Source organism: Kitasatospora sp. NPDC101447 (assembly GCF_044767225.1).
In the GTDB taxonomy this organism is placed as follows: Bacteria; Actinomycetota; Actinomycetes; order Streptomycetales; family Streptomycetaceae; genus Kitasatospora.
The window spans coordinates 111,226-135,318 of record NZ_JBIWNL010000018.1; the positions used below are offsets into that span (position 1 = coordinate 111,226).

Here is a 24,093-nt window from a genome sequence, read left to right on the forward strand (position 1 = left end):
CGGTCCGTGGCCGGGAACAGTATCCGAAAGGTACGGAAAAGTGGTTCTCGACAACGCTCTTGTCCAGTACTACGACGAGATCCGAGCGACACTGCGGGACCTCCTGGGCGACCGGGACGACAACGACACCGACGGGTTCACCCCGGGCGTCGAACTGCCCGAACTCACCCCCGCCATGCGCGAGTACCTGTCAGTCTCCGCCCTCGGCCACGTCGGAATGCCGTCGTACCGGGGCCGGCGCCTCGCACTGCTCGACCTCACCCGCAACCCGGCCACCATGACCACCAAGACCTTCGCGTCGCTGGTCATCGTCGCCAGGGCGATCCGCTTCATCCAGGACACCGGCCGGCGGGTCACCATCGTCACGCCGTCCTCCGCCAACAAGGCCATCGCCATGCGCGACGCCGTGCTGCGGGCCATCCGGACCGGCCTGGTCGACGCCGACCGGCTCAACGTGGTCACGGTGGTCCCCGAGGGCTCGGTGGCCAAGCTGCGCTCCTCGGAGCTGTTCACCGACCCCGCCCTGCGGGCGCGCAACCCGATAGCGGTCTACGGCGGCGAAGCGCCCGGCACGGTGAAGACCATCGCCCTCGGGCTCGCCGAGCAGTTCCGGGGCCAGGTGGAGAAGGAGGGCGAGACCAACCTCTGGTACACCCTGCAGCTGGAGAACTACCTGGCTGCGGACGTGGTCAGGGCGCTGGCCGAGGCCGAGCTGTTCCCCTCGGCGCCCGACGAGGCCCGGCTGCACGTCCACGCGGTGTCCAGCGCGTACGGCCTGCTCGGCCACGCGTACGGGCGCAGCCGGCTCCCCGAGGACGTCCGGGCGCGGACCCTGCCGCCGCGCTACCTCCTGGTCCAGCACCTGGGCGCGCCCGACATGGTGCTCAGCCTGTACAACGACGGCTCCACCGACACCGCCAACCTCCCCGCGTACGCCCTCGACGCCGAGACCGGGCTGTACGCCCAGGGCGCCGACCCGCACTACCCGGCCACGACCTTCGACCCGGGCGAGACGCTCGACCCGACCTTCTACACCCGGAACCCGCCGACCTCCCCGCGGATGAACGAGATCATCCACAGCCAGGGCGGCGCCGGCATCGTGGTCTCGCTGGCCGAGTGCCTGAGCCGCTACGGGCAGGTCCGCGCGATGCTCGGCGCGGCGGGGGTGCAGCTGCCGGCGAACCCCACCGAGCTGCGCGAGTGGTCGCTGACCATGGCGGTGACCGGCGTCCTGAACGCGGTCGACCGCGGGCTGGTGACCGAGACCGACATCCTGGTCCACGGGTCCGGCAGCTACACGGCCCGGGACTACGGCCACCTCACCGTCCGCGACCTGCACCCGGTGGAGGACGCCGAGGACCTCAAGAACGTGGTGCTGAAGGCCACGTCCTCCTCGTGACCGCCGCTCCCGTACCGCCCGCACGAACCGACGACCTGCCGAGGTGAGATCCGACGTGCTTCCCGCCGTCCCGCCCCCGCGCTCCCCGCTGCACCAGCGGCTGCGCATGCACGCCGGCTACCACTGGCGCAACAGCGGCAACCACGTCCTCGCGACCGCGCGGGCCGCGTGGGACGTCCGGGGCGGTGCCGGCGTCCCGGCCGTCCGCTCCGAGGTCGGCGGCCTGTCGGTGAGCTACGCGGGCCTGGCCGAGGGCCTCGCGTACACCCTGGAGTTCACCGAACTGCGGCGGGACGCCGACCGGCTCGGGGCCGCGCGCCGGACCGGCCGGCTGACCGGCGCGGCCCTCCGCGCGCCGGAGCGGCTGCCGGACGCGGACATCGTCATCGTCGGCACGAGTGCCGCGCACGCCCGCGAACTGCCGGCGGCCGCCTCCCTGGTCGTGCCGATGCGGGTCCACTTCGTGATCGACTTCGACGGGGACCCGGAGAGCGCCCAGCAGCGCATCTCCAGGCGGGAGCGCCAGCAGTTCCGGCGCGACCTGAAGGGCCACGACTGGACCTGGGGCCTCGACCGCGACCCGGCCTGGTTCGACCGCTTCTACGACGGCCACTACCGCCCCACCATGTTCCAGCGGCACGGGGCCCGGGAGCGCACCGAGACCAGGGACGTCTCCTACGAGTGCCTCTTCCGGAACGGCCGGATGTTCGTCCTCTCCGAGGGCGGCGAGCGGATCGGCGGGGCGCTCTGCCACTGGGACCGGGCCTCCCGCACCATGACTCTGCGCCTGCTGGGCGTGGCCGACGGCGCGCAGCAGCACTACGACAGCGGCGCGTTCAAGGCGATCTACCACCTCCTGATCGACTGGTGCGCCCGCCACGGCGTGCGCCGGCTCGACTTCCAGGGCACCGAGCCCTTCCTCAGCAAGGGCACCTACCAGTGGAAGCGGCGCTTCGGCACCAGCGTGGTCCTGCCGCCGAACCACTTCGGCCACAAGCGGCTGTGGTTCCAGGTCCGCAGCGACACCCCCGAGGTGCGGGACTACCTGGTCGCCAACCCGCTGCTCGCCGAGGCCCCGGACGGCTCCCTGGAGGCGGTCTACTTCCACGACGCGCAGCGCGCCCCACGGCTCGACTACTCCGCCAAGTCCCCCGGGGTGGCGGGGGTGCGCGAGGTGGACCTCGACCGGTTCCTCGCCCCGGTGGCGGGCCGGCGCACCGGAAGGGCCGGCTCGTGACCGTCCGGTGGTACGGCAGCGAGCCGCTGCCGCTCGGCAATCGGGCCGAACCGGCCGCCGTGCAAGCGGAGTTGGCCCGGCTGGCGGACGGCGAGTACGCCCACGTGGTGGCCTCCACGGCATCGCTGCGGCCGGTCCTGCTGCCGCGGTCCTCCTACGACGAACTGTTCACCGCCACCGCGGCGCTGCTGGGCCTGCTGCGGCGGACCCTGCTGGAACGCGCACCCACGGCGGCCGGGCGGATCGCCGCCCTCGGCGCCGACGAGCGGATGTACCCCCTGTTCACGGCCGGCCCGGTGGAGGAGGACTACGCCACCTGCATCGCCCGGCCCGACGTCATGGTGGGCGCGGACGGCCCCAAGTTCGTGGAGTTCAACATCGGGTCCGGCATCGGCGGGGTGGTGGACACCGCCCTGCACACCGCCGCCTGGGTGGCGGCGTTCGGCGGCCCCGGGCGGATGCCCTTCGACGCCGTCGACCCGCTCGCGGTGCGCGACGACCTCTTCGTCCGCGCCGTCCGGGACCTCGGCGTCCCGCCCGCGGTGGCGATCGTCGGCACCCTGCGCGACGTCGGGGGGAACGGCCGCTACTTCGAGGTCCAGGCGGAGTCGCTGCGCCGGCGCGGCCTGGCGGCCGAGGTGTTCGAGCCCGAGGACCTGCTGGAAGGGCTCGGCCTGCCCGGCGAACCCCGCTTCCGGCTCGGCCTGCGCCACTTCACCATCCTCGAATGGCGCGAGCACGGCATCGACCTGGCGCCGGTGCGGACCGCGCTGGACGCCGGCGTCCACCTGATCGCGAGCCAGACGGCCTACCTGATCGCCAACAAGAAGGTGCTCGGCTGGGTCTCCGAGGGGCGGCCGTGGATGACGGACCGGGACCGGGAGGTCGTCGCCCGCTACCTGCCGTGGACCCGGGTGGTCGGGGACCGTCCGGTCGAACGGCACGGCCGTACCGTGCCGCTGCCGGAGCTGCTGCTGGACCGGCAGGAGGACTTCGTGCTGAAGCCCGCCATCGGGATGAGCGGCGCCCAGGTCGTGGTGGGCCGCTCGTGCCCGCCGCGGACCTGGCGGGCCGTGGTCGCCGCGGCCGTCGCGGCGGAGGACCACATCGCGCAGGAGCTGGTGGAACCGGTGCCGTACCGCATGGAGTTCGCCGGGCCGGACGGATCCGGCGGCCACGAGGCCGACGTGGTCCCGGTGTTCAGCCCGTTCCTGTTCGACCGGCGGGACGCCGGCTGCATGGTGCGCTACCTGCCGCCGGACCGGGACGGCGTGGTCAGCATCCACGGTCACGGCGCCCTGTCGAACGTGGCGCTCGCCCTCCGGTGACCGGCACCCGAACCCTTCCCAGGAGGATGGCATGACGACCTACGCGCAGGCCCGGTACGGACCGCTCTCGGTGTCCTACACGGCCGAACTCGACGGTGGCGGCAACGCCTTCGGGCGGGCCTACGAGCCGTTCGTCCGGTCCCGCTTCGGCCGGGTCGGCTCGGTCTTCGAGTGGTGTGCCGGCCCCGGATTCATCGGCTTCTCCCTGCTGGCGGCCGGTCTCTGCGACCGCCTCGACCTGGGCGACGTGAACCCCGACGCCGGGGCGGCGGTCGCGCGGACCGTCGAGGCGAACGACCTCGACGGGAAGGTGCGGTTCCACCTGTCGGACGGCTTCGACGACGTGCCCGGCGACCTTCGCTGGGACCTGATGATCGGCAACCCGCCGCACGTCAACGCGGTCGCGGCCGGTTCGGAGTACCAGCACAGCCACTCCCCGCTGATCTGGAAGGACACCGACTGGGCCATCCACCGGGAGTTCTACGACGCGGCGGCGGAGCGGCTGCGGCCCGGCGGGTCCGTCGTCGTCCAGGAGAACCACCGGTTCTCCGCCCCGGAGGACTTCACCGGGATGGCCGAGAAGGCGGGCCTGGAGGTCGTCGGCGCCTTCGAGTGCGGCGACGGCTACGAGGACTACTACTTCGTCTGGTCCCGACTGCCCGAACCGGTCTAGGACCCGTGTTCAGACCCCCGTCGCCCCGCAGGCGGGGGCTTGAAGACGGGCCCTGGCAGTTCACCCCCAAGACACCATGCAAGGAGACCGCATCATGTTGCGTTCCATGATGAAGTCCAAGATCCACCGCGCGACCGTGACCCAGGCGGACCTCCACTACGTCGGCTCGGTCACCGTGAGCGCCGACCTCATGGAGGCCGCCGACCTGCTCCCGGGCGAACAGGTCGACATCGTGGACATCGACAACGGGGCCCGGCTCAGCACGTACGTCATCGAGGGCCCCCGCGACTCCGGGGTCATCGGCATCAACGGTGCCGCCGCCCGCCTGATCAGCCCCGGGGACCTGGTCATCCTCATCGCGTACGGAACGGTCACCGACGACGAGGCCCGGGACCTCAAGCCCCGGGTGGTCTTCGTGGACGGCGACAACCGGATCGTGAGCCAGGACAGCGACCCGGCGCAGGTCCCGGCCGGCTTCGGTCTGACGCCCGGCAACCGGGTGTCCCGGTAGCGGTGGCCCACTCACCAGCGAGAGAAGGACTCACGCGTATGAACCCGGTGATCTCATGGATCTACCAGTCCGAGGACTCCGATCCGGCGGAGGTGGAGGCGTTCGAGGAGAGCATCACCCGGCGCTACTCGGTGCTGTCGCAGCCCCGCGGCTTCGACTTCCGGGTGATCAGGGCGACGGAGCTGGTGCCGTCCTGCGTGGGCCGACCCGTCCTGCGCCACGGCGGTGAGGACCTGCTGGAGCAGCGGCAGTGCTTCATCGTGGAGGACATGGCCACCGACCCGCAGGGCCTGCAGGCGCTGCGCGCCGTCTACCGCACCATCGAGGCCAGTGGATCGGTGCTGCTCAACCGTTCGTTCGACGGCCCCGACTACCTGGAGCGCGACAAGCTCGCCCAGCTCCAGCACGCCGCCGGCCTGGGCATACCGACCGCGCCGACCGTCACCGTGCCCCCCGGCAGGTACGCCCGCCGGGCGATCGAGGAGGTGCGGCGGGAGCTCGGCGACGGACCGTACGTCGTCAAGCCGCGTGAGATGACCGGTGGTTTCGGTGTCCTGCGGGTCGACTCCGACCAGCAGCTCGCGGCGACGATCGACATCGCCGCCCAGGCCGGTTCCGGCTACATCGTGCAGCCCCTGATCGAACACCTCGGCGACATGCGGGTCTTCGTGGCCGACGGCAAGGTCGTCTCCTCCCTGACCCGCCGTCCCCGGCCCGGCGGCTACCTGGCCAGCGTCAGCCAGGGCGGGAGCATCGAGGTGAACGAGGACCACTTCGAGGTCGCCGAGTTCTGCGGCCGGATGGCGCAGGACCTGCGGGCCGAATGGATGTGCATCGACTGGCTGATGACCGAATCCGGCCCGGTGCTCAACGAGTGGAGCACCGCGCACGGCGGCTTCACCATGATGCCCGAGCCGGAGCTCGGCAAGGTCGCGGACGCCTTCTTCGGCTGGATCCGCCGCCGGTTCGAGGAGCAGCCCGGCCGGTGAACCGGTTCCGGCCACGATGACGAGGCCGCGCCGCCCTCTTGGGCGGCGCGGCCTCCGTCTGCTCACTGCGCCGGGCTCAGCCGACGGCGCAGCTGCACCGCCCACACGACCACGGCGGCGAGGGTGATCGAGACGACCGCGGTGGCCATCCCGGCCCGGATGCCGACGGACAGGGTGATGGTGCTCGCCACCAGCGCGCCGAGCGGGACGCCCAGGCCCGAGGACAGCATCCGGCGGGTGGTGTTGACCCGGCCCTGGAGCTCGGACGGCGTGACCTCCTGGGAGTACGTCATGGTGTTCACCAGGACGACGAGGTAGGCCGTGCCCCACACCGCGAGCGCCACCAGAGCGATCCGCCAGTCGGTGGTGAGGACGACGACGAGGCCGAGCAGCGCCCCGACCGGCAGCACCCACAGCAGCAGCGGGAAGGCGTCGAAGCGGCGCCGCAGCCGGGGCAGCAGCATGGACCCGCCGATGCCGCCGGCGCTCCACGCCATGTAGAGCAGGCCGATGCGCCCGTCCGAGCCGTGGATGCCCAGCACCCGGTCGGCGAAGACCACCAGCTGGCCGACGATGGCACCGCCGGAGAACGACTGGAGGGTGCCGACCACCGTCATGACCCGCAGCGTGGGGTGGCCGGCGAGGAAGCGCAGGCCCTCGCTGATCGACTCCTTGAAGCCCGGCCGCGTGCCCGCGGGTGCGATCCGGGCCGCGACACTGGTGACGGCCCGGATGAAGAGCGCCGAGACGGCGAAGCTCAGGGCGTCCAGGGCGAGCGTGCCGGCCGGGCGGAACAGCGCGATGAGCCCGCCCGCCACCGCGTTGCCGGCGATGCGGACGACCGTCTCCGCGCCGTAGATCGCGCTGTTGGCCTGGGTCAGGCTCTCCTTCCCGACGATGTCGGGCACGAAGCCGTACACCCCCGCGTCGAAGAACAGGGCGAGGCTCGACGACAGGAAGGCCACCGCGACGACGTGGCCCGCCGTCAGCCAGCCCATCGCCCAGGCCAGCGGGACGGAGCCGATGCAGAGGGCGTTGAGGACGTCGGTGACGATCATCAGGGTGCGGCGGTCCACCCGGTCCGAGACCGCCCCGGCGATCAGGCCGAAGGCCAGGTAGGGCAGGGTCGCGGAGGCCGCGACCAGCGAGACCAGCAGCGGCGAGCCGCTCTCCTGGAAGACCAGGACGGGCAGCGCGACGGTGGTGATGGCGGACCCGAGGCCGGACACCGCGCGGGAGAGCCAGAAGTTCCGGAACCCCGCGACTTGGCGGAGCGGGACGGTCAGCGTGGTCGACATGTCGTTGGTGGATTCCTTATCCGGGCGGGCGTACGGAGGACAGGGGGACGGAGGGGCAGGGGGACGGAGGGGCGGGGGAGGGTGCGGGCGCCGGCGGGCCGGTCAGGAGGGCTGCCGGTCGCGGAGGTCCAGGACGGCCGGCAGCGGGCCGGGGTGCAGCACGTGCAGGCTCCGGCCGGCCCTGGTCAGTGCCACGTAGAGGTCGCTGAGTCCGCGCGGGGAGCCGTCCAGCATCCCCTGGGGATCGGCCACCACGACCGAGTCGAACTCCAGCCCCTTGGCCTGCCGGACGCTCAGGACGGCGACGTCCTTCTGCAGGTCGGGGTCCGTGCCCCAGGAGGCGCCGGGGACCGCCGCGGCGACGGCCGTGGCGAGCCGTTCCAGCTCGCCCGTGGGCACGATCACGGCGACCCGCGCACCCGCGCTGCCGCGGGCCGCCCCGGCCGCCACCTCGGCCAGCCGGGCCGGGAACTCCTCGGGGGTGGTGCGCTCGTACCGGGGCGGCTCGGCGCCGTCGCGGACCGCGTGCGCCGGGGTGAGGTCCGGGGCGATCGCCGCCAGCACCCGGTGCGAGGCCGCCATGATCTCCACGGGGGTGCGGTAGTTGACGGTCAGTTCGGTCATCCGCCAGCGGGTGCCGAAGACCGGTTCGAGGACCTGCTGCCAGGAGACCGAGTCGGCGGCCTCGCTGCGCTGCGCCACGTCCCCGACGATGGTGAACGAGCGGGTGGGGCAGCGGCGCACCAGCAGGCGCCAGGTCATCGGCGACACGTCCTGCGCCTCGTCGACGATGACGTGGCCGAAGACCCAGGAGCGGTCGGACGCCGCCCGTTCCGCGATGGTGCGCGAATCGGCCTCCGTGTGCCAGGCGGCCAGCTGTTCGGCGCTGAGCAGGTCGGAGACGTGCAGCCGCTCGGAGTCCTCCGCCGAGCCGTCCCGGTCGCGGGAGCCGCGCGCGATGTCCAGGACGCCCTGGGCGTAGTCGTTCTGCTCCTCCCGCCGGGCGGCCTCCCGCGCGGTCTCGGCCCGGTCGTCGTGGCCGAGCAGTTCGGCCGCCTCGTCGAGGAGCGGGACGTCGGCGGGGGTCCAGGGGGCCGCCGGAGGGCGTCGCAGCAGGGCCCGTTCGGCGTCGCCGAGTCGGGGCGCCGCCTCGGCGAGGAGGCCGGGGTCGGCGAACAGCTCGGTGAGCAGCTGCTCCGGGGTGAGCAGCGGCCAGAGCGAGTCCAGCAGCTTGCGGGCCACCGGGTCGCGGGGCAGCGCGTCCAGCCAGTGGGCCTTCCGCTCGGCGAACTCGACCGGCTCCTGCGCCTTGAGGTCGTACGCGGCGACGCCCTCGCCGAAGACGCTCGCGAGGTCCTCCTGGATGGACCGGTCGAGTGCCGAGACGTCGAGCTGACCGGCCAGGACGTCCTCGAAACCGGCCTCGATCTCGCCGATCACCCGGGCCAGCCGGTCGGCCAGTTCGTCGAACAGGGCCTCGCGGAACGCGGGCCTGGCGAGGTTGTGCTGGACGCCGTCCCCGATCGCACCGGCTGCGGCCTCGGCCAGGAACTCGGGGGTCAGCCGGATGAACTCGCCGCCGACCACCACCTCGACCGGCTCGGTGACGGCCGCCTGACGGGCCCGTACGGCCGCCGCCAGGACGTCGGCCATGGCCAGCCGCCCCTTGACCTCGGCGGCGCCCGGCGGCTCCTCGCCGACGGCCGAGAGCCCCGGGTACAGCCCGCCGACGGAGGACAGCAGCACGCTGGTCTCGCCGAGGCCGGGCAGGACCTGGCCGACGTAGTCGAGGAAGACCGGGTTCGGACCGACCACCAGGACTCCGGTGCGCTCCAGGCGCTGGTGGGTGTAGAGCAGGTAGGCGGCGCGGTGCAGGGCGACGACGGTCTTCCCGGTGCCCGGGCTGCCCTGGACGACGAGGACGCCCGCGTGCGGCGCGCGGATGATGCGGTCCTGCTCGGCCTGGAGGGTCGCGACGGCGTCCTTCATCCGGCCGGTCTTGCTCTGCCGCAGGGCGGCCAGCAGCGCGGCCTCGCCGGAGAGTTGCAGGGTGTCGTCGGGAACGGTGGCGAGGTCGTCGAACGCCTCGTCGTCCACCCGCAGGACCCGGCGGTTGCGGGTCAGCAGGTGGCGGCGCAGCCGGACCCCCTGGGGGGCGGCGGCGGTGGCGGTGTAGAACGGCCGGGCGGCGGGGGCGCGCCAGTCGATGAGCAGCGGGTCGTCGTCCGGACCGATGCCCGGGACGCCGATCCGGCCGATGTAGAGCCGGTCACCGGCCGCCCGGTCGAGCCGGCCGAAGCACAGGCCGTGCTCGGCGGCCTCCAGGGCGGCCAGCCGCCGGCCGAGCCGCGCCGCCGTGGCCCCGCGCTCCACCCGCGCCTGTGCGGTGCCGGTGGACTCGTGCAGTACGTCGCGCAGTTCCCGGCCGGTCTCCTCGCGCAGGACGTCCATCTGACGGTAGAGCAGGTCGAGCTGGTTCTGCTCACGGTGGAGCTCGGCCGGCTCGGCCGGGTGCTCCGGTGGGGAAGACGTCATAGCGGCTCCATGGCGAAGGCCGGCGTGCCCGGTGGCGCGCCGGTGACGGGGGCGGAAAACGACGAACACCCTCCCGGCCGGTGGCCTGGAGGGTGTCGGGGTCGACGATCGTGGGTCCCGGAGGCCGGGAATCGCGTCGTCGGGCTGCTGTGCTGTGTCCTGCGGTCCGCCGCGGTGCACCCGTCGAGCCGGGGAGCGAGCGGGAGAGGCGGGGTGGCGGAGCCACCGTGCAGCGCCTCGGGAAGCCGGTTCGGAGATCACGAACCTGCGGGCAGTATAGCAGACTTGTTCGGGGCGGCTTCCCCGGGCCGGACGCGGGAAGCCGGCCCGGCCGACCTCCCGCGCGCCGCCGGCGGGTGTCAGTCGTGCAGGAAGCCCTCCAGGGACGCCGCCAGGGCCACCGGGGTCTCGTACATCGGGTAGTGGCCGCTGCCGCCGAGCTCCTCCAGCTCCGCGTTGGGGTAGTGGGTGAGCCAGGTCGCGCGCATGACGTCGGCGGTCAGGGCGAGGTCGTGCGCGCCGACGATCACCTTGACCGGCACCGGGTTGCCGCTGATCCGGCGCTCCAGGTCGGCGGTGGTCCAGTCGCGGACGTAGCCGCCGAAGGCCTCGGGCGTGGACAGGTGCAGGGACTGGTCGACCATCCGGTCCAGCCAGACCCGGCCGGCCCGCTGCCCGGTGACCAGGTCGAGGATCGCGAGGCGCTTCTCCCGGTCCCCGGCGGCGCCGTGGAACAGCGCCTCGCCGGCCTCGTCCAGCGGGTAGGCCCCGGCGGGCACCGGGGCCAGGCCGACCAGCTTGCGCACCCGCAGCGGCGCCTCGGCGAGCACCTGCTGCGCCGCCTTGCCGCCCATCGAGTGGCCGACCACCGAGAAGCGGTCCCAGCCGAGCTGGTCGGCCAGGGCGAGCGCGTCGGAGGCGATCTCGGCGAGGGTGTAGTCGCCGGTCACGTCCTTGCGCTCGCCGTAGCCGCGGTAGTCGAGGAAGGCGTAGCCGAAGGCGCCGCCGTCGAGGTAGTCGAGGAACGGGCCCCAGCCCGCGCTGGTGCCGAACCAGTCGTGCAGGACCAGGACGTGGTGGTCGCCGGTGCCGGTCGTGCGGTGAGGGATCGTCATGCCATGGGTCGTTCCCCTCGGCCCGCCCGCCCGAACGGCCGGTTCGCGGGGCGTCCGGTCCGCTCGCCCGCTACTCGGAGAGGTGGGCCTTGTACTGGGCGGCCGTGAGCAGCTCGGTCGGCGCCGCGGACCCGTCCAGGGTGAGTTCCATGATCCAGCCGTCACCGTACGGGTCGCTGTTGATCAGCTCGGGATCGCTCTCCAGCTCCTCGTTGAACGTGGCGACCGTCCCGGGGATCGGTGCGAACAGGTCGCTCACCGACTTGACCGACTCGACCGTGCCGAACGCGTCGCCCTTCGTGAACTTCTGCCCTTTCTTGGGGAGTTCGACGAAGACGATGTCACCGAGCTGCTTCTGCGCGTAGTCGGTGATGCCGATGCGGGCCTTGCCCTTCGTCGAGAGGTCCACCCACTCGTGATCCTCGGTGTACTTGAGGTTGTTCGGGATTGCGGACATCGCGGCCTCCGTGGGATCGGCGTTCGACTGACGAATCGTCAGTTCCGGTGTTTCAGCCTGCTACAGCCCGACGTCCGCCGCCGTGACGGTCACCCGAAAGAGTGAGAATCGGGCGTTGCGCCGCGCCGACCCGGCCGGACACCCGTTCTGCCCGATCGGACCTCCCTGCACGGCGAAGTGAGTCGGTGTCAGTCCAGGACCAGGCGGTCGCCGACCCGGAGCCGGCCCGGGGTGGCGACCTCGGCGAGGGCGTCGAGGCGGCCGTCGTGGGCGTGCACGACGGCCTTGAGGATCTCGGGCGCGTGTGGCAGCCCCGGCTGCGGGGCGCCGGTCATCGCGCAGCGCTCGCTGGAGGTGACGAAGGCGAGCCGGGCGCTGCCCGGGGCCTCGGCGCGGGCCCGGCGGCCGAACCAGGCGTCCTCGACGAACGGCGGGGTGCCGGGCGGGGTGCGCAGCACGATGTTGGGCCGGAAGCGGCGCTCGTCGACGACCGCGAAGGGGACGGTCTCGCGGACCCAGTCCAGGGTGGCGGTGGTGAGCAGGCTGACCGGCAGCCGGTCGAAGTGCGGGACGGCGTCCTCGCGGGCGAGTTCGACGTCCGCGCGCTGGAGGTAGGCCCGCAGGAAGGCGGTCGGCCGGTCGACCGGGCGGCCGAGCGGGTCGAAGAGCTCGGGGCCGTCGATCCGGTGGCCGAGGCGGGCGGAGAGGCGCAGCAGGCCATCCATCCGGCGGAAGCGGCGGGTGTTCTTGCCGGAGCCGAGCTTCCCGGTCGCGTCGCGGACGGCGTAGAGGCGGTCGCCGGCCAGGCCGCGCCGGTCCACCTCGACGGAGTCGAGCCGCTCGCCGCCGGTGGATTTCACGGGGTAGCGCCAGAGTCGCTCGATCACTCCGATGATCTCAGCCATGGGCGGACAGCGTACTGCCGCCACCGGGGGATGGTCTAGACCAAGTGGCGTACGGGCGGCGGCGATCGGCGCGGTTCAGCCCAGCCGGGCCACCGCCCGTACCGGGGCGCCGTCGGCCGCGACCAGCCGCAGCGGGAACAGCGAGACGGTCACCGGGCGGCCGGCCTCCTGCGCCTCCAGCAGCGCCCGCAGGTCGGTCAGGTTCTCGGCGATCACTCCGCCGCCGGGCGCCCCCAGCAGCACCCGGTGCGCGGCGAGCGACGGTTCGTCGGCGGCGTCCGGGTCGTGCTCGTCGGTGAGGTCGGCCAGCAGCGCGGCCACCGCGGGGTCACCCGGCCCCGGGTCGGGCGTCGGGTCCACGCTGAGCGCGTCCACCCCGACCGTGCGCACCCCGGCGGCCACGATGGCCTCCGCGGCGGCCGGCGTCAGGCTCGGGTGGGCGAGGTAGGCGTCGGTGCCCCAGTGCCGGGCCCAGCCGGTGGCCAGCAGCAGGACGGTGCCCTCGCCGGAGTCCGCGGCCCGTTCCAGCGCGGGGGCGAGCAACTCGGGGGTGACGGCCGCCCGGGGCTCCAGCCCGCGCAGGTCGGCGAGCACGGCCGGGCCGGTGAACCGCTCCAGCGGCAGCCCGTCCAGGGTCGGCCAGGTGACGTCCACGTGGTACGGCGCGTCCACGTGCGTCCCGGACTGCGAGCCGAGGTGCAGGGCCAGCACGTTCACCCCGGCGGTGGCCGTGGTGAGCGCGGGCGTCAGCACGACGGCCGGGTCGCCGGGGTAGACCGGCATCGCGGTGGTCACCTGATGGGTGAGGTCGACGAGGGTCGCTGCCATGGCCCCCATCCTTCCAGGGGCGACCGCGGATGCGGCCGGACCGGGGGAAGCCGGATAGAAATGCCCCATGGGAAATGCGAAGCGTCAACCGTGGGTGGTAGGGGTCTCGGGCGCGTCGGGGACGCCGTACGCGGCCTCGGTGATCCGGGGACTGCTGGCCGCGGGGGAGGCGGTGGACCTGATCGTCAGCCGGGCCGCCCGGCTGACCATCCTGGACGAGACCGGCATCTCCTTCCGGGACGCCCACTGGCGCGCCGACCTGGCCGCCTGGCTGGGCGTCGAGGGCCCCGAGGACGGCCTGGGCGACGTCCGCTACTGGCCCGCCGGGGACTTCGCGGCCGGCCCGTCCAGCGGCTCGTACCCCGCCAAGGGCATGCTGGTGGTGCCCGCGACCACCGGTGCGGTGGCCGGGATCGCCCTGGGGCTGAGCAAGGACCTGCTGCAGCGGGTCGCCAGCGTCACCCTCAAGGAGCGCCGGCCGCTCGTCGTGTGCGTCCGCGAGACGCCACTCAACGGGGTGACGTTGAAGCACTTGGTGGAACTCGACGCGCAGGGCGCGGTCGTCCTGCCCGCTTCGCCCGGTTTCTACGCCGGCGGCTCCACCGTGCGCGAACTCGTGGATTTCGTCGCCGGACGGGTGCTCGACGCCGTCGGCGTACCGCATTCCCTGTACCTGCGCTGGGAAGGGGAGTTGGGGGCGGCGGCCCGCCGGACCGGCGGCGGGGACGGCGCTCCGGCTGAGGGGGAGTAAGGAGACCGAGGGCGGGAGAGTATGTTCTCTGCGATATCCGGGTCGGTCGGCGCACAGCGCCTTTGAATCCGGATAATGATCTGTGGGTCTGGAGAGGTTCGGAAGGACGCGGACGGTATATGGACACGGTGGACAGACAGCTCATCCAGGCGCTCCGGGAGAACGGCCGTGCGTCCTACGCCGAGCTGGGCCGGCTGGTCGGACTCTCCGGCCCGAGCGTCACGGACCGCATCAACCGCTTGGAGCAGGCCGGGGTCATCACCGGCTACCGGGCGACGGTCAACCCGGCATCGCTCGGCTTCGGCGTCACGGCCCTGATCGGCCTGCAGCTCACGGACGCCGCGGACCACGAGGACGTGGCGTTCCGGCTGAAGGACCTCAACGAGGTCGAGGACTGCTGGTTCATCGCAGGTGACGACTCCTACATGCTCAAGGTCCGGGTGGCCGACGTGGCGGGCCTGGAGTCGGTGGTGAAGCGGATCTCGGGCACAAAAGGCGTGGCCCGGACCCGCACCACGGTCGTACTCTCCACGAAGTGGGAGAACCGGGTGAGTGAACTTCCTCCTGTAGGAGAGTGACGCATGGCACTGGTCGGACTGGAGGAGCTGCGCGCGGCTCGGCAGCGGATCGCGGGGGTCGCCGTGCGCACCCCGCTGGTTCCCGCCCCCTGGGCGGCCGAGGGGGAGCGGCAGCTCTGGCTGAAGCCCGAGAACCTCCAGCCGACCGGTGCGTTCAAGACCCGCGGCGCCTACAACCGGCTGGCCGCGCTCACCGCGGACGAGCGGGCCCGCGGCGTGGTCGCCCAGTCCAGCGGCAACCACGCGCAGGCGGTGGCGTACGCGGCCGGGCTGCTCGGCATCAAGGCCGTGATCGTGATGCCGGACACCTCGCCGGCGGTGAAGGTGGACGCCACCCGGGCCTTCGGCGCCGAGGTGGTCCTGGTGTCGCCCGAGGACCGGGACACCCTGCCCGGCGAGCTCGCCGAGAAGCACGGCTACGTCTGGGTCCCCCCGTACGACGACCCGTTCATCATCGCGGGCCAGGGCACCGTCGGCCTGGAGATCGCCGAGGACGCCCCGGCCGGGCTGGACACCGTCCTGGTGCCGGTCAGCGGCGGCGGCCTGATCGGCGGCACGGCGGCCGCGCTCAAGCTCACCCGCCCGGGCATCCGGGTGATCGGGGTGGAGCCCGAGCTGGCGGCGGACGCCCAGGCCAGCCTGCGGGCCGGCCGACGGCTCTCCTGGCCGGTCGCCGACACCTACCGCACCATCGCGGACGGCCTGCGCACGCCGTCCGTCGGCGTGCTGCCGTACGAGCACATCACCGCCTACGTGGACGACATCGTCACCGTCACCGAGGACGAGATCCGCGCCACCGTCGCCCTGCTGGCCCGGCGCGGCCGGCTGGTCGCCGAGCCCTCCGGGGCGGTCGCCCCCGCCGCGTACTTCCACCGCGCCGCCGAGACCGGCGGCCAGTCGGTGGCGGCCGTGGTCAGCGGCGGGAACATCGAACCCGCACTGCTCGCGGAGCTGCTCTCGGCATAGGCGTAACCTCGTTCCGGCAAGGAATCGAAGTCGGAGGAGGCGGGGCACCGCATGGACGCAGGGCTCAAGCGCGAGCTGGAGGCGAAGGTCTACGCGGGTGAGCGGCTGACCCGCGAGGACGGGATCGCGCTCTACGAGAGCGACGACCTGGCCTGGCTGGGTGGGCTGGCCCACCACGTGCGGACGCGGAAGAACGGCGACGTCGTCCACTTCAACGTCAACCGCCACCTCAACATGACCAACGTGTGCAGCGCGTCCTGCGCGTACTGCTCGTTCCAGCGCAAGCCGGGCGAGAAGGACGCCTACACGATGCGCATCGAGGAGGCCGTCCGCCTCGCCAAGGCGATGGAGGTCGACTCCCTCACCGAGCTGCACATCGTCAACGGCCTCCACCCGACCCTGCCGTGGCGCTACTACCCGCGCTCGCTGCGGGAGCTGAAGGCGGCCCTGCCGAACGTCTCGCTGAAGGCCTTCACCGCCACCGAGATCCACTGGTTCGAGAAGATCAGCGGCCTGTCCGCCGACGAGATCCTGGACGAGCTGATCGACGCCGGCCTGGAGTCGCTGACCGGCGGCGGCGCGGAGATCTTCGACTGGGAGGTCCGGCAGCACATCGTCGACCACGACACCCACTGGGAGGACTGGTCGCGGATCCACCGCCTCGCGCACTCCAAGGGCCTCAAGACGCCGGCCACCATGCTGTACGGCCACATCGAGGAGCCCCGCCACCGGGTCGACCACGTGCTGCGGCTGCGCGAGCTGCAGGACGAGACCGGCGGCTTCCAGGTCTTCATCCCGCTGCGCTACCAGCACGACTTCCACGACTCCAAGGACGGCGTCGTGCGCAACAGGTTGATGGCCCGCACCGAGATGGCCACCGGCGCCGAGGCGCTGAAGACCTTCGCCGTCTCCCGGCTGCTCTTCGACAACGTCCCGCACGTCAAGGTCTTCTGGGTGATGCACGGCGTCACCACCGCGCAGCTGGCGCTCAGCCACGGCGCGGACGACATGGACGGCTCGGTGGTCGAGTACAAGATCACCCACGACGCGGACAACTTCGGCACCCCGAACAAGCTCGGCCGTGACGACCTGCTGGGCCTGATCCGCGACGCCGGCTTCCGCCCGGTCGAGCGCAACACCCGCTACGAGATCATCCGCGAGTACGAGGGCCCGGACCCGATGCGCCGTGAGTCGCCGCAGGCGATGCGTCTCTGACGCACCCTCCGACCTGCGCACTTCCCCGCCGCCCGGGCCGCACTCCGGCCCGGGCGGCGGTGCCTTCACGGCCTCCGCACGCGACCCGGGTTTACCAACCGGTATGCCGTTTGGCAGGATCGACGACATGTCCGGTTCTCATCGCGCCACCGAGTACCCGCCGTACGAGCCGATGCAGGAGCCGGTGTACGGGGTGCCGCAGCAGTCGCAGGAGGCGCCGTACGGCACGTACGAGCCGTACCCGCAGCCGGTCGGGCAGGTGTACCCGGAGCCCGCCGGGCAGGACTACGGCCAGGGCGTGTACCAGCCGTACGAGACGTCCTACGAGCAGTCGTATGAGACGTCCTACGAGCAGCCTTACGAGCAGTCCTACGAGCCCGGGTACGAGCAGTCCGGCGAGCACGTCCACGAGCAGCCGTACGACTCGTCCTACGAGCAGACCGCTGACGGGTACTCCGAGGCGTACGCGCAGCCGTTCGGGCCGTACGAGCCGGTGCAGGAGCCGGCCGTCCAGGAGTCGGCCGCCGTGCCCCTCGCGCCGCTCGCGCCCGTGGTGCCCGCTGCCACGCCCGTCGCGGGCGGTCGGGCGGCGGCCCGGGGCCGACGGCGCAAGGCGAAGCAGAAGAAACGTCACGGCAAGGCCGTGATGGCCGGCACCGCCCTGCTGGTGGCGGCTGCCGCCGGCTGGTACACCGTCGGCCAGGAGGGCGCCAAGCCCGGCCTCGCCGCGGCCGACGGCCCCGGCCCCGACGGCGTCAGCAAGCCCGACCAGCCCGCCCCGGCCCCCGCGGCCGTCCAGGCCGCCTCCGCCCGGCAGGCAGCGCCCCAGGCCGCCGCCCGCGGCGAGGCCCGCCCGGACGCCTCGGTGGCCGCGATACCCGGCCTCGGTGCCACCTTCACCGCGAAGATCCCCGCCGAGACCAACCAGGTCGTGGTCGCCTCCGGCGCGGACAAGAACACCGACAAGAACACCGTCGTCCTGTGGACCCGCACCCCCGAGGGGCGCTGGCTGGCCGGCGAGACCTGGCAGGGCCACAACGGCAAGAACGGCTGGACCACCGACCACAACGAGGGCGACCTGCGCAGCCCGATCGGCGTCTTCGGCCTCAGCGACGCGGGCGGCCGCCTGGCCGACCCGGGCAGCAAGCTCCCGTACGACAAGGACCCGAGCTTCGTGGTCTCCGGCACGGGCTTCTTCGGCGACCAGCTGGCCGGATCCTTCGACTACGTGGTCGCGATCAACTACAACCGGGTCGCGGGTAACTCCCCGCTCGACGCGCGCCGCCCGATGGGCGCCAAGAAGGGCGGCGGCATCTGGCTCCACGTGGACCACGACGGCCCCACCCACGGCTGCGTGTCGATCCCCGAGGACAAGATGGCCCAGCTGATCCGTACCCTGGACCCGGCCGCCCACCCGGTCATCGTGATGGGCGACACCGCCACCCTGGCCACCTGACCCCCCGCCGTCCGCGCCCGGACGCGGGGACCGGACCCGGTCCCCCCAACGGTCCTTGTCGATCCCCTACAGATCATGAGCGCGGATCCTGTCGCCGGTCGTGCCCCGCTGACCAGCGGGTAACCCGGTTCCATGGCAGCATGAGCGGTTCGCGCATTGTGGCACTCGGGCACTACCAGCCCCCCAAGGTCCTCACCAACGACGACCTGAGGGCGCTGGTCGACACCGACGACGAGTGGATCCGCAGCCGGGTGGGCATCCGCACCCGGCACATCGCCGAAGGCGAGAGCCTGGTCGACCTCGCCGCCGAGGCCGCGCAGAAGGCGCTCGCCAACAGCGGTCGGACGGCGGCGGAGATCGACCTCGTGGTGGTCGCCACCTGTACCGCGATCGAGCGCAGCCCCCACACCGCGGCCGCCGTGGCCGCCCGGCTCGGGGTGCGCTCGCCCGCCGCGTACGACATCAACACGGTCTGCTCCGGCTTCTCGTACGCCCTGGCCACCGCGGACCACGCGATCCGGGCCGGCGCGGCCCGCCGCGCGCTGGTGATCGGCGCCGAGCGGATGAGCGACACGCTCGACTGGACCGACCGCTCCACCTGCGTGATCTTCGGCGACGGCGCGGGCGCCGCGGTGGTCGAGGCCCAGGAGGAGGGCGCCGAGCCCGGTATCGGGCCGGTGGTCTGGGGCACCGAGCCGGAGAAGGGCGACGCCGTGGTGATCACCGGCTGGGACCCGGTGATCAGCCAGCAGGGCCAGTCGGTGTTCCGCTGGGCCACCACCCAGCTCGCCCCGCTCGCCCGGCAGGCCTGCGAGCGCGCCGGGATCGACCCGGCCGAGCTGAAGGGCTTCGTCCCGCACCAGGCCAACCTGCGGATCATCGACGCCATCGCCGGCAAGCTGGGCCTCGCCGACGCGGTGGTGGCCCGGGACGTGGTCGATTCCGGGAACACCTCGGCGGCCTCCATCCCGCTGGCCTTCTCCAAGCTGGTCGAGCGCGGCGAGCTCTCGCCCGGCGACCCGGTCCTGCTCTTCGGCTTCGGCGGCGGCCTGGCGTACGCCGGACAGGTCGTGCGCTGCCCCTGAGACCCCTCTCAAGCCTCCGCAGGCCCGGGTCCCGAAGACGGGGCCCCGGCCACGGCCGGAAGGCTCCGCGAACGACGAATGCCGGTGGGCGGGCACCCTCGTACGGGTGCCCGCCCACCGGCATGTCTGGCGCGCGGTGCGGTACGTCGGCGGACCTCCCCCGAGGACACGGCCGCCGTCCGTCGTTCCCCGGACAGGAGGCCGGGGCTGCGCGCGGAGCGGATGGTGGGTGTGGGGATCGGTCTACTTGGGCGGCTTCTTGCCGGTGACGCCCAGGTACACCAGGGGAGCGAGGTTGGGCTTGAGGTCCTTGACCTTGACGCCCCAGGAAGTGAAGGCCTTCTGGTGCTCGGCCGCCGAAGCGAGCAGCGAGACCAGGGCCCCGGCCACGGCGTTCGGGTCGAGCGACTTGTCGGCCTGACCCTTCGCCTGGAGTTCCTTGACGGCTTCCGCGAGCGGCTTGGCGACCGCGTTGAGGACCGTCATGCGGATCTTGAAGAACCGCTTGTCCCCTTCGGCGGCACCGAGCGTGACCACTCGGAGAATGGCGTCGTTCTTGCGCCAGAAGGCGAGGAATCCGTCGACCAGTTCTTCCGAAGTGGTCGGTCCGGACTTCCCTGCCCAGGACTTTCCGGCCACCAGCTCTTTGAGGGTGTCGGCGTCCTTGGCCATTTCCTCGGCGATTTCGAGGACTGCGCCCTCGACATCCGGGAAGTACTGGTAGAAGGTCGCGGGGGAGGTACCCGCCATACGGGCGACGTCGATGACCTTGACGTCCCGATAGGGCGACGTGCTGAGCATCTCGCGGAGGCAGTCGAGCAGCTTCTGCCGCGTCTCCTGTCCGCGTCGCCCGGCGACGCGACCGTCGACGGTGCGAACTTGTCCTGTCATGCCGTCAGCTTACCGTGGCACGATCTTGGCGCGATTCGGTGATGCGACTATTACTCCGCACGGGGGTCGCTATAGCGGCATGAACCACTTCGGACGGATATTCACCGGGCTCCGAAGCCCCTGTTGAAGCCCCCCCGTGTGCCTTTGATCTCACAGCGTGACGGCGAGTCCGCTGAGGGGTGGTCGGGTGACGGAGCGTGACGACTCGGGGTGCGTCCTGAATCGTTCCGAAGTGGACGGTCCGGGGCGCCGAGCGCAAGCCGCAGCCGGAGCGGGCGTCAGAATCCGGCCGTTCCGTTCCCGCCGGCCCGGGGGCGCTCGACGGTGCTCTCCGGGCGGGGGAGGTTGGAGATGCGCCGGGCGGCGTTGGAGAATCGGGTCCGGCACCACGCGGCGGGTGCGGAAACGGGGAGGTGGCAGCGGAGTGGACCAGCTGACGGCGCACGATCCGAGGCGGATCGGGCCCTTCGAGGTGCTGGGGCGGCTCGGCGCGGGTGGGATGGGGCTGGTCTACCTGGCGCGGTCCGCGTCCGGGCGACGGGTGGCCATCAAGACCGTCCGGGGGGAGCTGGCCGAGGACGAGCTGTTCCGGGTCCGCTTCGCGCGGGAGATCGCGGCCGCCAAGACGGTCGGCGGCTTCTACACGGCCGCCGTGGTGGACGCCGACGCGGACGCGCGGGTGCCCTGGCTGGCCACCGCGTACATCCCGGCGCCCTCGCTGGAGGACCTGGTCGAGGAGTGCGGCCCGCTGCCGGTGGAGGCCACCCGATGGCTGGTCGCCGGGATCGCGGAGGCCCTGCAGTCCATCCACGCGGCCGGGCTGATCCACCGCGACCTCAAGCCCTCCAACGTCCTGGTGGTCGAGGACGGCCCGAAGGTGATCGACTTCGGCATCGCGGCCGGGGTCTCCAGCACCCGGCTCACCATGACCAACGTCGCCGTCGGCACCCCCGCCTACATGTCCCCCGAGCAGGCCCGGGACAGCCGGACCGTCCGGGGTGCCAGCGACGTCTTCTCGCTCGGCTCGCTGATGGTCTTCTGCGCCACCGGGCACCCGCCGTACCGCGGCTCCAACCCGGTCGAGACGGTGTTCCAGCTGCTGCGCGAGGAGCCGGACCTGACCGGCATGCCGCCCGAGCTGATGGACCTGGTGCGCGCCTGCATGCAGCAGGCCGCCGAGCACCGGCCCACCCCGGCACAGATCCAGGCCGAGCTGGCCCCGCACCTCTTCTCCCGGGACGACGCCTCCGGAGAGGCCGGGGACTGGCTGCCGGCCAACGCGCTGGAGCTGATCGAGCGCAAGCGCGGCCGACGCCCGGCCCCGCCGGCCCGCGCGCCCCAGGGCCCGGCGGAGCCGCCGCAGCCGCCCCCGCCGCCGCACCCCCAGGTCCCGCCGCAGCCCCACGGGCCGGCCGACCCGCGCACCAACCCGGGCCGGCACGCCCAGCCGCCGGCCGGGCCGGTGCACGCCTCGCCGCGGCCGGGCCAGGCCTCCGACGCCGAGATCCCGACCGCGAAGATCGCCTCCCCGAACCGGCACCGCGCGCCGGCCGGCGCCGTCGAGGTGCAGCTCTCCGGCGCCTCGGTGCGGATAGGCCCGGGGCCGCGGGCCGAGCACGAGCAGCCCGGCCCGAACACCGCCCCGGCCGCGACCGACTGGGTCCGCCGGGCGGCCCCCACCCCGCCGCCCCCGCCGGTTCCGGCCGCCCGCTGGCGCCCCTGGCGGTTCCGGATGTCCAACGACGTCTGGGGCACCCCGGTGGTCGCCGACGGCACGCTCTTCGTCTCCAGCTTCGAGGTGCACGCGCTGGACATCGGCTCCGGCGAGCGCCGCTACAAGACCCGGGACGTCGCCTGGGCGCTCGCGGTGGACGCCGGCCGGGTGCACGCCGCGGACGGCCCGCACCTGTACACCGTGGACGCCGCGGACGGCACCGAGCGCTGGCGCACCTCGCTGGACGGCTGGGTCTACTCGCTCTCGGCCGCCGACGGCGTGCTCTGCTGCGGCATCAGGGGCGGCGGCGTCCAGCTGCGCTCGGCGGCCAACGGCGCCGAGCTGTGGCGCGCCGACGACGCCCAGCAGGACTACGAGAACCCGCAGTCCGGCCCGGTCCTGGTGGGCGGCGCCGCCTACTACTACGGCGCCGGGCGGCTGCGCTGCATCGACCCGCGCGGCGCCGGCCTGCGCTGGTCCTTCCCGGTCGGCGAGGACGTGCCCTCGCACCCGGTCGAGCGCGGGGGCGTGCTGTACGTCACCGCCGGCACCCGGGTGTACGCGCTGGACGCGGCGAGCGGGGCCGAGCGCTGGCGCTTCGAGGCGCCGGTGGTGCTGTTCACCCCGCCCGCGCTGGACGCCGACGCCGTCTACGTCGCCGACTACCTGGGCACGGTCTACGCGCTGGACGCGGCCACCGGCCTGGACCGCTGGCGCGGGGTCACCGGCAGCCGTCAGGGCGGCGAGCCCGTGGTGGTCAGCGACGGCATGGTGCTGGTCGGCAGCGGCGAGGTGCTGTACGCCTTCGAGGCGGCGACCGGGCGGGAGCGCTGGCGCTACACCGCGCGCGGCGAGATCGTCGGCTCCCCGGCGGTGGCCGACGGCCTGGTGCACCTGGGCAGCCGGGACCACTCGCTGCACACCCTGGACCTGGCGAGCGGTCAGCTGCGCTGGGAGCTCGGCACCAAGGGCGAGCTCACCGGTTCGCCGGTGGCCGTCGGCGGGCGGGTCTTCGTCGGCTCCAAGGACCGCTGCGTGTACGCGCTGGACGCCTTCTACGGCACGGCGGTGCCCGCCCGCTGAGGCGGGGCACACGTGCCGGTGGCGGCGGAGCACCTGCCCCGCCGCCACCGGCACGCCTGTTCGGGGCAGCTCGGCCCCGGGCCCGTCAGGCCCTGCGGGCCTCCGGGTGGCGGCTGCACCAGCCGTCCCACGCGGAGGCGACCATCTCCTCCACGCCGTGGCGCGCGCTCCAGCCCAGCTCGCGGTGGATCAGGTCGGCGGACGCCACCACCCGGGCGGGGTCGCCGGGGCGGCGCGGGGTCACCTCGGGGGTGGTGTCGTAGCCGGTGACCTTGCCGATCACCGCCAGCATCTCCTGGACGCTGACGCCCTCGCCGCGGCCGATGTTGAGCACCAGCGCGGTGGCCCCGGCCGGGTCCGCGGCCAGCCGCTTCGCGGCCGCCACGTGGGCCGAGGCGATGTCGGCGACGTGGATGAAGTCGCGTACGCAGGTGCCGTCCGGCGTCGGGTAGTCGGCGCCGAAGACCCGCGGGGCCTCGCCGGCGGTGAGCCGCTCGAAGACCATCGGGATCAGGTTGAACACCCCGGCGTCGGAGAGCTCGGGGGAGGCGGCGCCGGCCACGTTGAAGTAGCGCAGGGCCACGGTGGACATGCCGTGGGCCTTCCCGGCCGCGGCGACCAGCCACTCGCCGGCGAGCTTGGTCTCGCCGTACGGGCTCATCGGGGCGCAGGGGGTGGACTCGGTGACCAGGTCGACGTCGGGCATGCCGTAGACCGCGGCGGAGGAGGAGAACAGGAAGCGCTCGACCCCGCCCCCGGCGGCGGCCTCCAGGACGGTCTGCAGGCCGATCATGTTCTCGCGGTAGTACAGGAACGGCTGCTCGACCGACTCGCCGACCTGCTTCTTGGCGGCGAAGTGCAGGACGCCCCGGACGCCGTGCTCGCGGATCGCGGCGTCCAGGACGGCGCGGTCCAGGGTGGAGCCCTGGACCAGGGGAACACCGGCCGGGAGGCGGGACGCGTCGCCGGTGCTCAGGTCGTCCAGGACGACGACGCGCTCACCGGCATCGAGCAGCTGGCGGACGACGTGCCCGCCGATGTATCCGGCACCGCCGGTGATCAACCAAGTCATGCGGCGA

Annotated in this window: 21 protein-coding genes; 13 read left to right on the plus strand and 8 right to left on the minus strand. The window is 73.0% G+C overall.

Going from position 1 to position 24,093, the window contains the following annotated elements; all coding sequences use genetic code 11:
• The first annotated feature begins 40 nt into the window (after positions 1–40).
• The 6 genes from ACIRST_RS24835 to ACIRST_RS24860 all read left to right on the plus strand — a co-directional run bounded on the left by ACIRST_RS24835 (position 41) and on the right by ACIRST_RS24860 (position 6,137).
• Entirely contained in the window at positions 41–1,399 is a 1,359-nt protein-coding gene (locus tag ACIRST_RS24835; protein ID WP_402804380.1) for a DUF6002 family protein, read from the plus strand.
• A 55-nt stretch (positions 1,400–1,454) separates the two neighbouring features.
• Positions 1,455–2,636 (plus strand): hypothetical protein, encoded by a 1,182-nt coding sequence (locus ACIRST_RS24840; RefSeq protein ID WP_350521567.1) that lies wholly within the window; start codon positions 1,455–1,457, stop codon positions 2,634–2,636.
• Positions 2,633–3,964 (plus strand): hypothetical protein, encoded by a 1,332-nt coding sequence (locus ACIRST_RS24845; protein ID WP_350521566.1) that lies wholly within the window; start codon positions 2,633–2,635, stop codon positions 3,962–3,964. Before ACIRST_RS24840 ends, ACIRST_RS24845 begins: the two co-directional genes overlap by 4 nt.
• Before the next feature lie 31 nt (positions 3,965–3,995).
• Complete coding sequence (locus ACIRST_RS24850) at positions 3,996–4,637, plus strand: methyltransferase (protein ID WP_350521565.1); 642 nt, start codon at positions 3,996–3,998, stop codon at positions 4,635–4,637.
• Between the two features lie 94 nt (positions 4,638–4,731).
• Complete coding sequence (panD, locus tag ACIRST_RS24855) at positions 4,732–5,148, plus strand: aspartate 1-decarboxylase (protein WP_402804382.1); 417 nt, start codon at positions 4,732–4,734, stop codon at positions 5,146–5,148.
• A 38-nt stretch (positions 5,149–5,186) separates the two neighbouring features.
• The gene (locus ACIRST_RS24860; protein ID WP_350521563.1) at positions 5,187–6,137 is read left to right on the plus strand and encodes a hypothetical protein; all 951 of its coding nucleotides are present in this window, start codon (positions 5,187–5,189) and stop codon (positions 6,135–6,137) included.
• A 62-nt stretch (positions 6,138–6,199) separates the two neighbouring features.
• On the opposite strand, the gene ACIRST_RS24865 is transcribed toward ACIRST_RS24860, so the two are convergent.
• The 6 genes from ACIRST_RS24865 to ACIRST_RS24890 all read right to left on the minus strand — a co-directional run bounded on the left by ACIRST_RS24865 (position 6,200) and on the right by ACIRST_RS24890 (position 13,275).
• Entirely contained in the window at positions 6,200–7,435 is a 1,236-nt protein-coding gene (locus ACIRST_RS24865) for an MFS transporter (protein ID WP_402804384.1), read from the minus strand.
• Positions 7,436–7,537: 102 nt separating this feature from the next.
• Positions 7,538–9,970: a HelD family protein gene (locus ACIRST_RS24870; RefSeq protein WP_402804386.1), complete on the minus strand. Its 2,433-nt coding sequence runs from the start codon at positions 9,968–9,970 to the stop codon at positions 7,538–7,540.
• Positions 9,971–10,329: 359 nt separating this feature from the next.
• Entirely contained in the window at positions 10,330–11,085 is a 756-nt protein-coding gene (locus tag ACIRST_RS24875) for an alpha/beta hydrolase (RefSeq protein ID WP_350521560.1), read from the minus strand.
• 70 nt (positions 11,086–11,155) lie between these two features.
• The gene (gene gcvH, locus ACIRST_RS24880) at positions 11,156–11,542 is read right to left on the minus strand and encodes a glycine cleavage system protein GcvH (protein WP_350521559.1); all 387 of its coding nucleotides are present in this window, start codon (positions 11,540–11,542) and stop codon (positions 11,156–11,158) included.
• A gap of 188 nt (positions 11,543–11,730) precedes the next feature.
• Entirely contained in the window at positions 11,731–12,447 is a 717-nt protein-coding gene (locus tag ACIRST_RS24885) for an MOSC domain-containing protein (protein WP_402804389.1), read from the minus strand.
• 75 nt (positions 12,448–12,522) lie between these two features.
• Positions 12,523–13,275 carry a cyclase family protein gene (locus ACIRST_RS24890; protein ID WP_350521557.1) on the minus strand — a complete coding sequence of 251 codons (753 nt, stop codon included), beginning with the start codon at positions 13,273–13,275 and terminating at the stop codon, positions 12,523–12,525.
• 67 nt (positions 13,276–13,342) lie between these two features.
• Between ACIRST_RS24890 and ACIRST_RS24895 the strand changes: the two genes are divergently transcribed.
• The 6 genes from ACIRST_RS24895 (at position 13,343) to ACIRST_RS24920 (ending at position 19,326) form a co-directional block, all read left to right on the plus strand.
• A complete protein-coding gene (locus tag ACIRST_RS24895; RefSeq protein ID WP_350521556.1) occupies positions 13,343–14,026 on the plus strand; it encodes a UbiX family flavin prenyltransferase in 684 nt (227 codons plus the stop codon).
• A 119-nt stretch (positions 14,027–14,145) separates the two neighbouring features.
• Positions 14,146–14,604, plus strand: a complete 459-nt coding sequence (locus ACIRST_RS24900) for an Lrp/AsnC family transcriptional regulator (protein WP_030055719.1) — start codon at positions 14,146–14,148, stop codon at positions 14,602–14,604.
• Positions 14,605–14,607: 3 nt separating this feature from the next.
• Positions 14,608–15,570 carry a threonine/serine dehydratase gene (locus ACIRST_RS24905; protein WP_402804391.1) on the plus strand — a complete coding sequence of 321 codons (963 nt, stop codon included), beginning with the start codon at positions 14,608–14,610 and terminating at the stop codon, positions 15,568–15,570.
• Positions 15,571–15,621: 51 nt separating this feature from the next.
• Positions 15,622–16,785, plus strand: a complete 1,164-nt coding sequence (gene mqnE, locus ACIRST_RS24910; protein ID WP_350521554.1) for an aminofutalosine synthase MqnE — start codon at positions 15,622–15,624, stop codon at positions 16,783–16,785.
• A 127-nt stretch (positions 16,786–16,912) separates the two neighbouring features.
• Complete coding sequence (locus ACIRST_RS24915) at positions 16,913–18,241, plus strand: L,D-transpeptidase family protein (RefSeq protein WP_402804394.1); 1,329 nt, start codon at positions 16,913–16,915, stop codon at positions 18,239–18,241.
• Positions 18,242–18,381: 140 nt separating this feature from the next.
• Positions 18,382–19,326 (plus strand): beta-ketoacyl-ACP synthase III, encoded by a 945-nt coding sequence (locus tag ACIRST_RS24920; RefSeq protein WP_402804396.1) that lies wholly within the window; start codon positions 18,382–18,384, stop codon positions 19,324–19,326.
• A 243-nt stretch (positions 19,327–19,569) separates the two neighbouring features.
• On the opposite strand, the gene ACIRST_RS24925 is transcribed toward ACIRST_RS24920, so the two are convergent.
• Positions 19,570–20,217 (minus strand): TetR family transcriptional regulator, encoded by a 648-nt coding sequence (locus ACIRST_RS24925; RefSeq protein ID WP_030055725.1) that lies wholly within the window; start codon positions 20,215–20,217, stop codon positions 19,570–19,572.
• Between the two features lie 424 nt (positions 20,218–20,641).
• On the opposite strand from ACIRST_RS24925, the gene ACIRST_RS24930 reads away from it, so the two are divergent.
• Complete coding sequence (locus ACIRST_RS24930) at positions 20,642–23,014, plus strand: PQQ-binding-like beta-propeller repeat protein (RefSeq protein WP_402804398.1); 2,373 nt, start codon at positions 20,642–20,644, stop codon at positions 23,012–23,014.
• 85 nt (positions 23,015–23,099) lie between these two features.
• On the opposite strand, the gene galE is transcribed toward ACIRST_RS24930, so the two are convergent.
• On the minus strand, positions 23,100–24,086 hold the full coding sequence (gene galE / locus ACIRST_RS24935; protein WP_350521550.1) for a UDP-glucose 4-epimerase GalE: 987 nt from the start codon (positions 24,084–24,086) through the stop codon (positions 23,100–23,102).
• Between the last annotated feature and the right edge of the window lie 7 nt (positions 24,087–24,093).

Bases quoted from the DNA above. Each gene is read 5' to 3' on its own strand.
- ACIRST_RS24885 (WP_402804389.1), bottom strand. From the start codon at position 12,447: ATGGCTGAGATCATCGGAGTGATCGAGCGACTCTGGCGCTACCCCGTG.
- ACIRST_RS24875 (WP_350521560.1), bottom strand. From the start codon at position 11,085: ATGACGATCCCTCACCGCACGACCGGCACCGGCGACCACCACGTCCTG.
- panD (WP_402804382.1), top strand. From the start codon at position 4,732: ATGTTGCGTTCCATGATGAAGTCCAAGATCCACCGCGCGACCGTGACC.
- gcvH (WP_350521559.1), bottom strand. From the start codon at position 11,542: ATGTCCGCAATCCCGAACAACCTCAAGTACACCGAGGATCACGAGTGG.
- mqnE (WP_350521554.1), top strand. From the start codon at position 15,622: ATGGACGCAGGGCTCAAGCGCGAGCTGGAGGCGAAGGTCTACGCGGGT.
- ACIRST_RS24915 (WP_402804394.1), top strand. From the start codon at position 16,913: ATGTCCGGTTCTCATCGCGCCACCGAGTACCCGCCGTACGAGCCGATG.
- ACIRST_RS24865 (WP_402804384.1), bottom strand. From the start codon at position 7,435: ATGTCGACCACGCTGACCGTCCCGCTCCGCCAAGTCGCGGGGTTCCGG.
- ACIRST_RS24895 (WP_350521556.1), top strand. From the start codon at position 13,343: ATGGGAAATGCGAAGCGTCAACCGTGGGTGGTAGGGGTCTCGGGCGCG.
- galE (WP_350521550.1), bottom strand. From the start codon at position 24,086: ATGACTTGGTTGATCACCGGCGGTGCCGGATACATCGGCGGGCACGTC.
- ACIRST_RS24900 (WP_030055719.1), top strand. From the start codon at position 14,146: ATGGACACGGTGGACAGACAGCTCATCCAGGCGCTCCGGGAGAACGGC.
- ACIRST_RS24870 (WP_402804386.1), bottom strand. From the start codon at position 9,970: ATGACGTCTTCCCCACCGGAGCACCCGGCCGAGCCGGCCGAGCTCCAC.
- ACIRST_RS24850 (WP_350521565.1), top strand. From the start codon at position 3,996: ATGACGACCTACGCGCAGGCCCGGTACGGACCGCTCTCGGTGTCCTAC.
- ACIRST_RS24925 (WP_030055725.1), bottom strand. From the start codon at position 20,217: ATGACAGGACAAGTTCGCACCGTCGACGGTCGCGTCGCCGGGCGACGC.
- ACIRST_RS24890 (WP_350521557.1), bottom strand. From the start codon at position 13,275: ATGGCAGCGACCCTCGTCGACCTCACCCATCAGGTGACCACCGCGATG.
- ACIRST_RS24905 (WP_402804391.1), top strand. From the start codon at position 14,608: ATGGCACTGGTCGGACTGGAGGAGCTGCGCGCGGCTCGGCAGCGGATC.
- ACIRST_RS24860 (WP_350521563.1), top strand. From the start codon at position 5,187: ATGAACCCGGTGATCTCATGGATCTACCAGTCCGAGGACTCCGATCCG.
- ACIRST_RS24920 (WP_402804396.1), top strand. From the start codon at position 18,382: ATGAGCGGTTCGCGCATTGTGGCACTCGGGCACTACCAGCCCCCCAAG.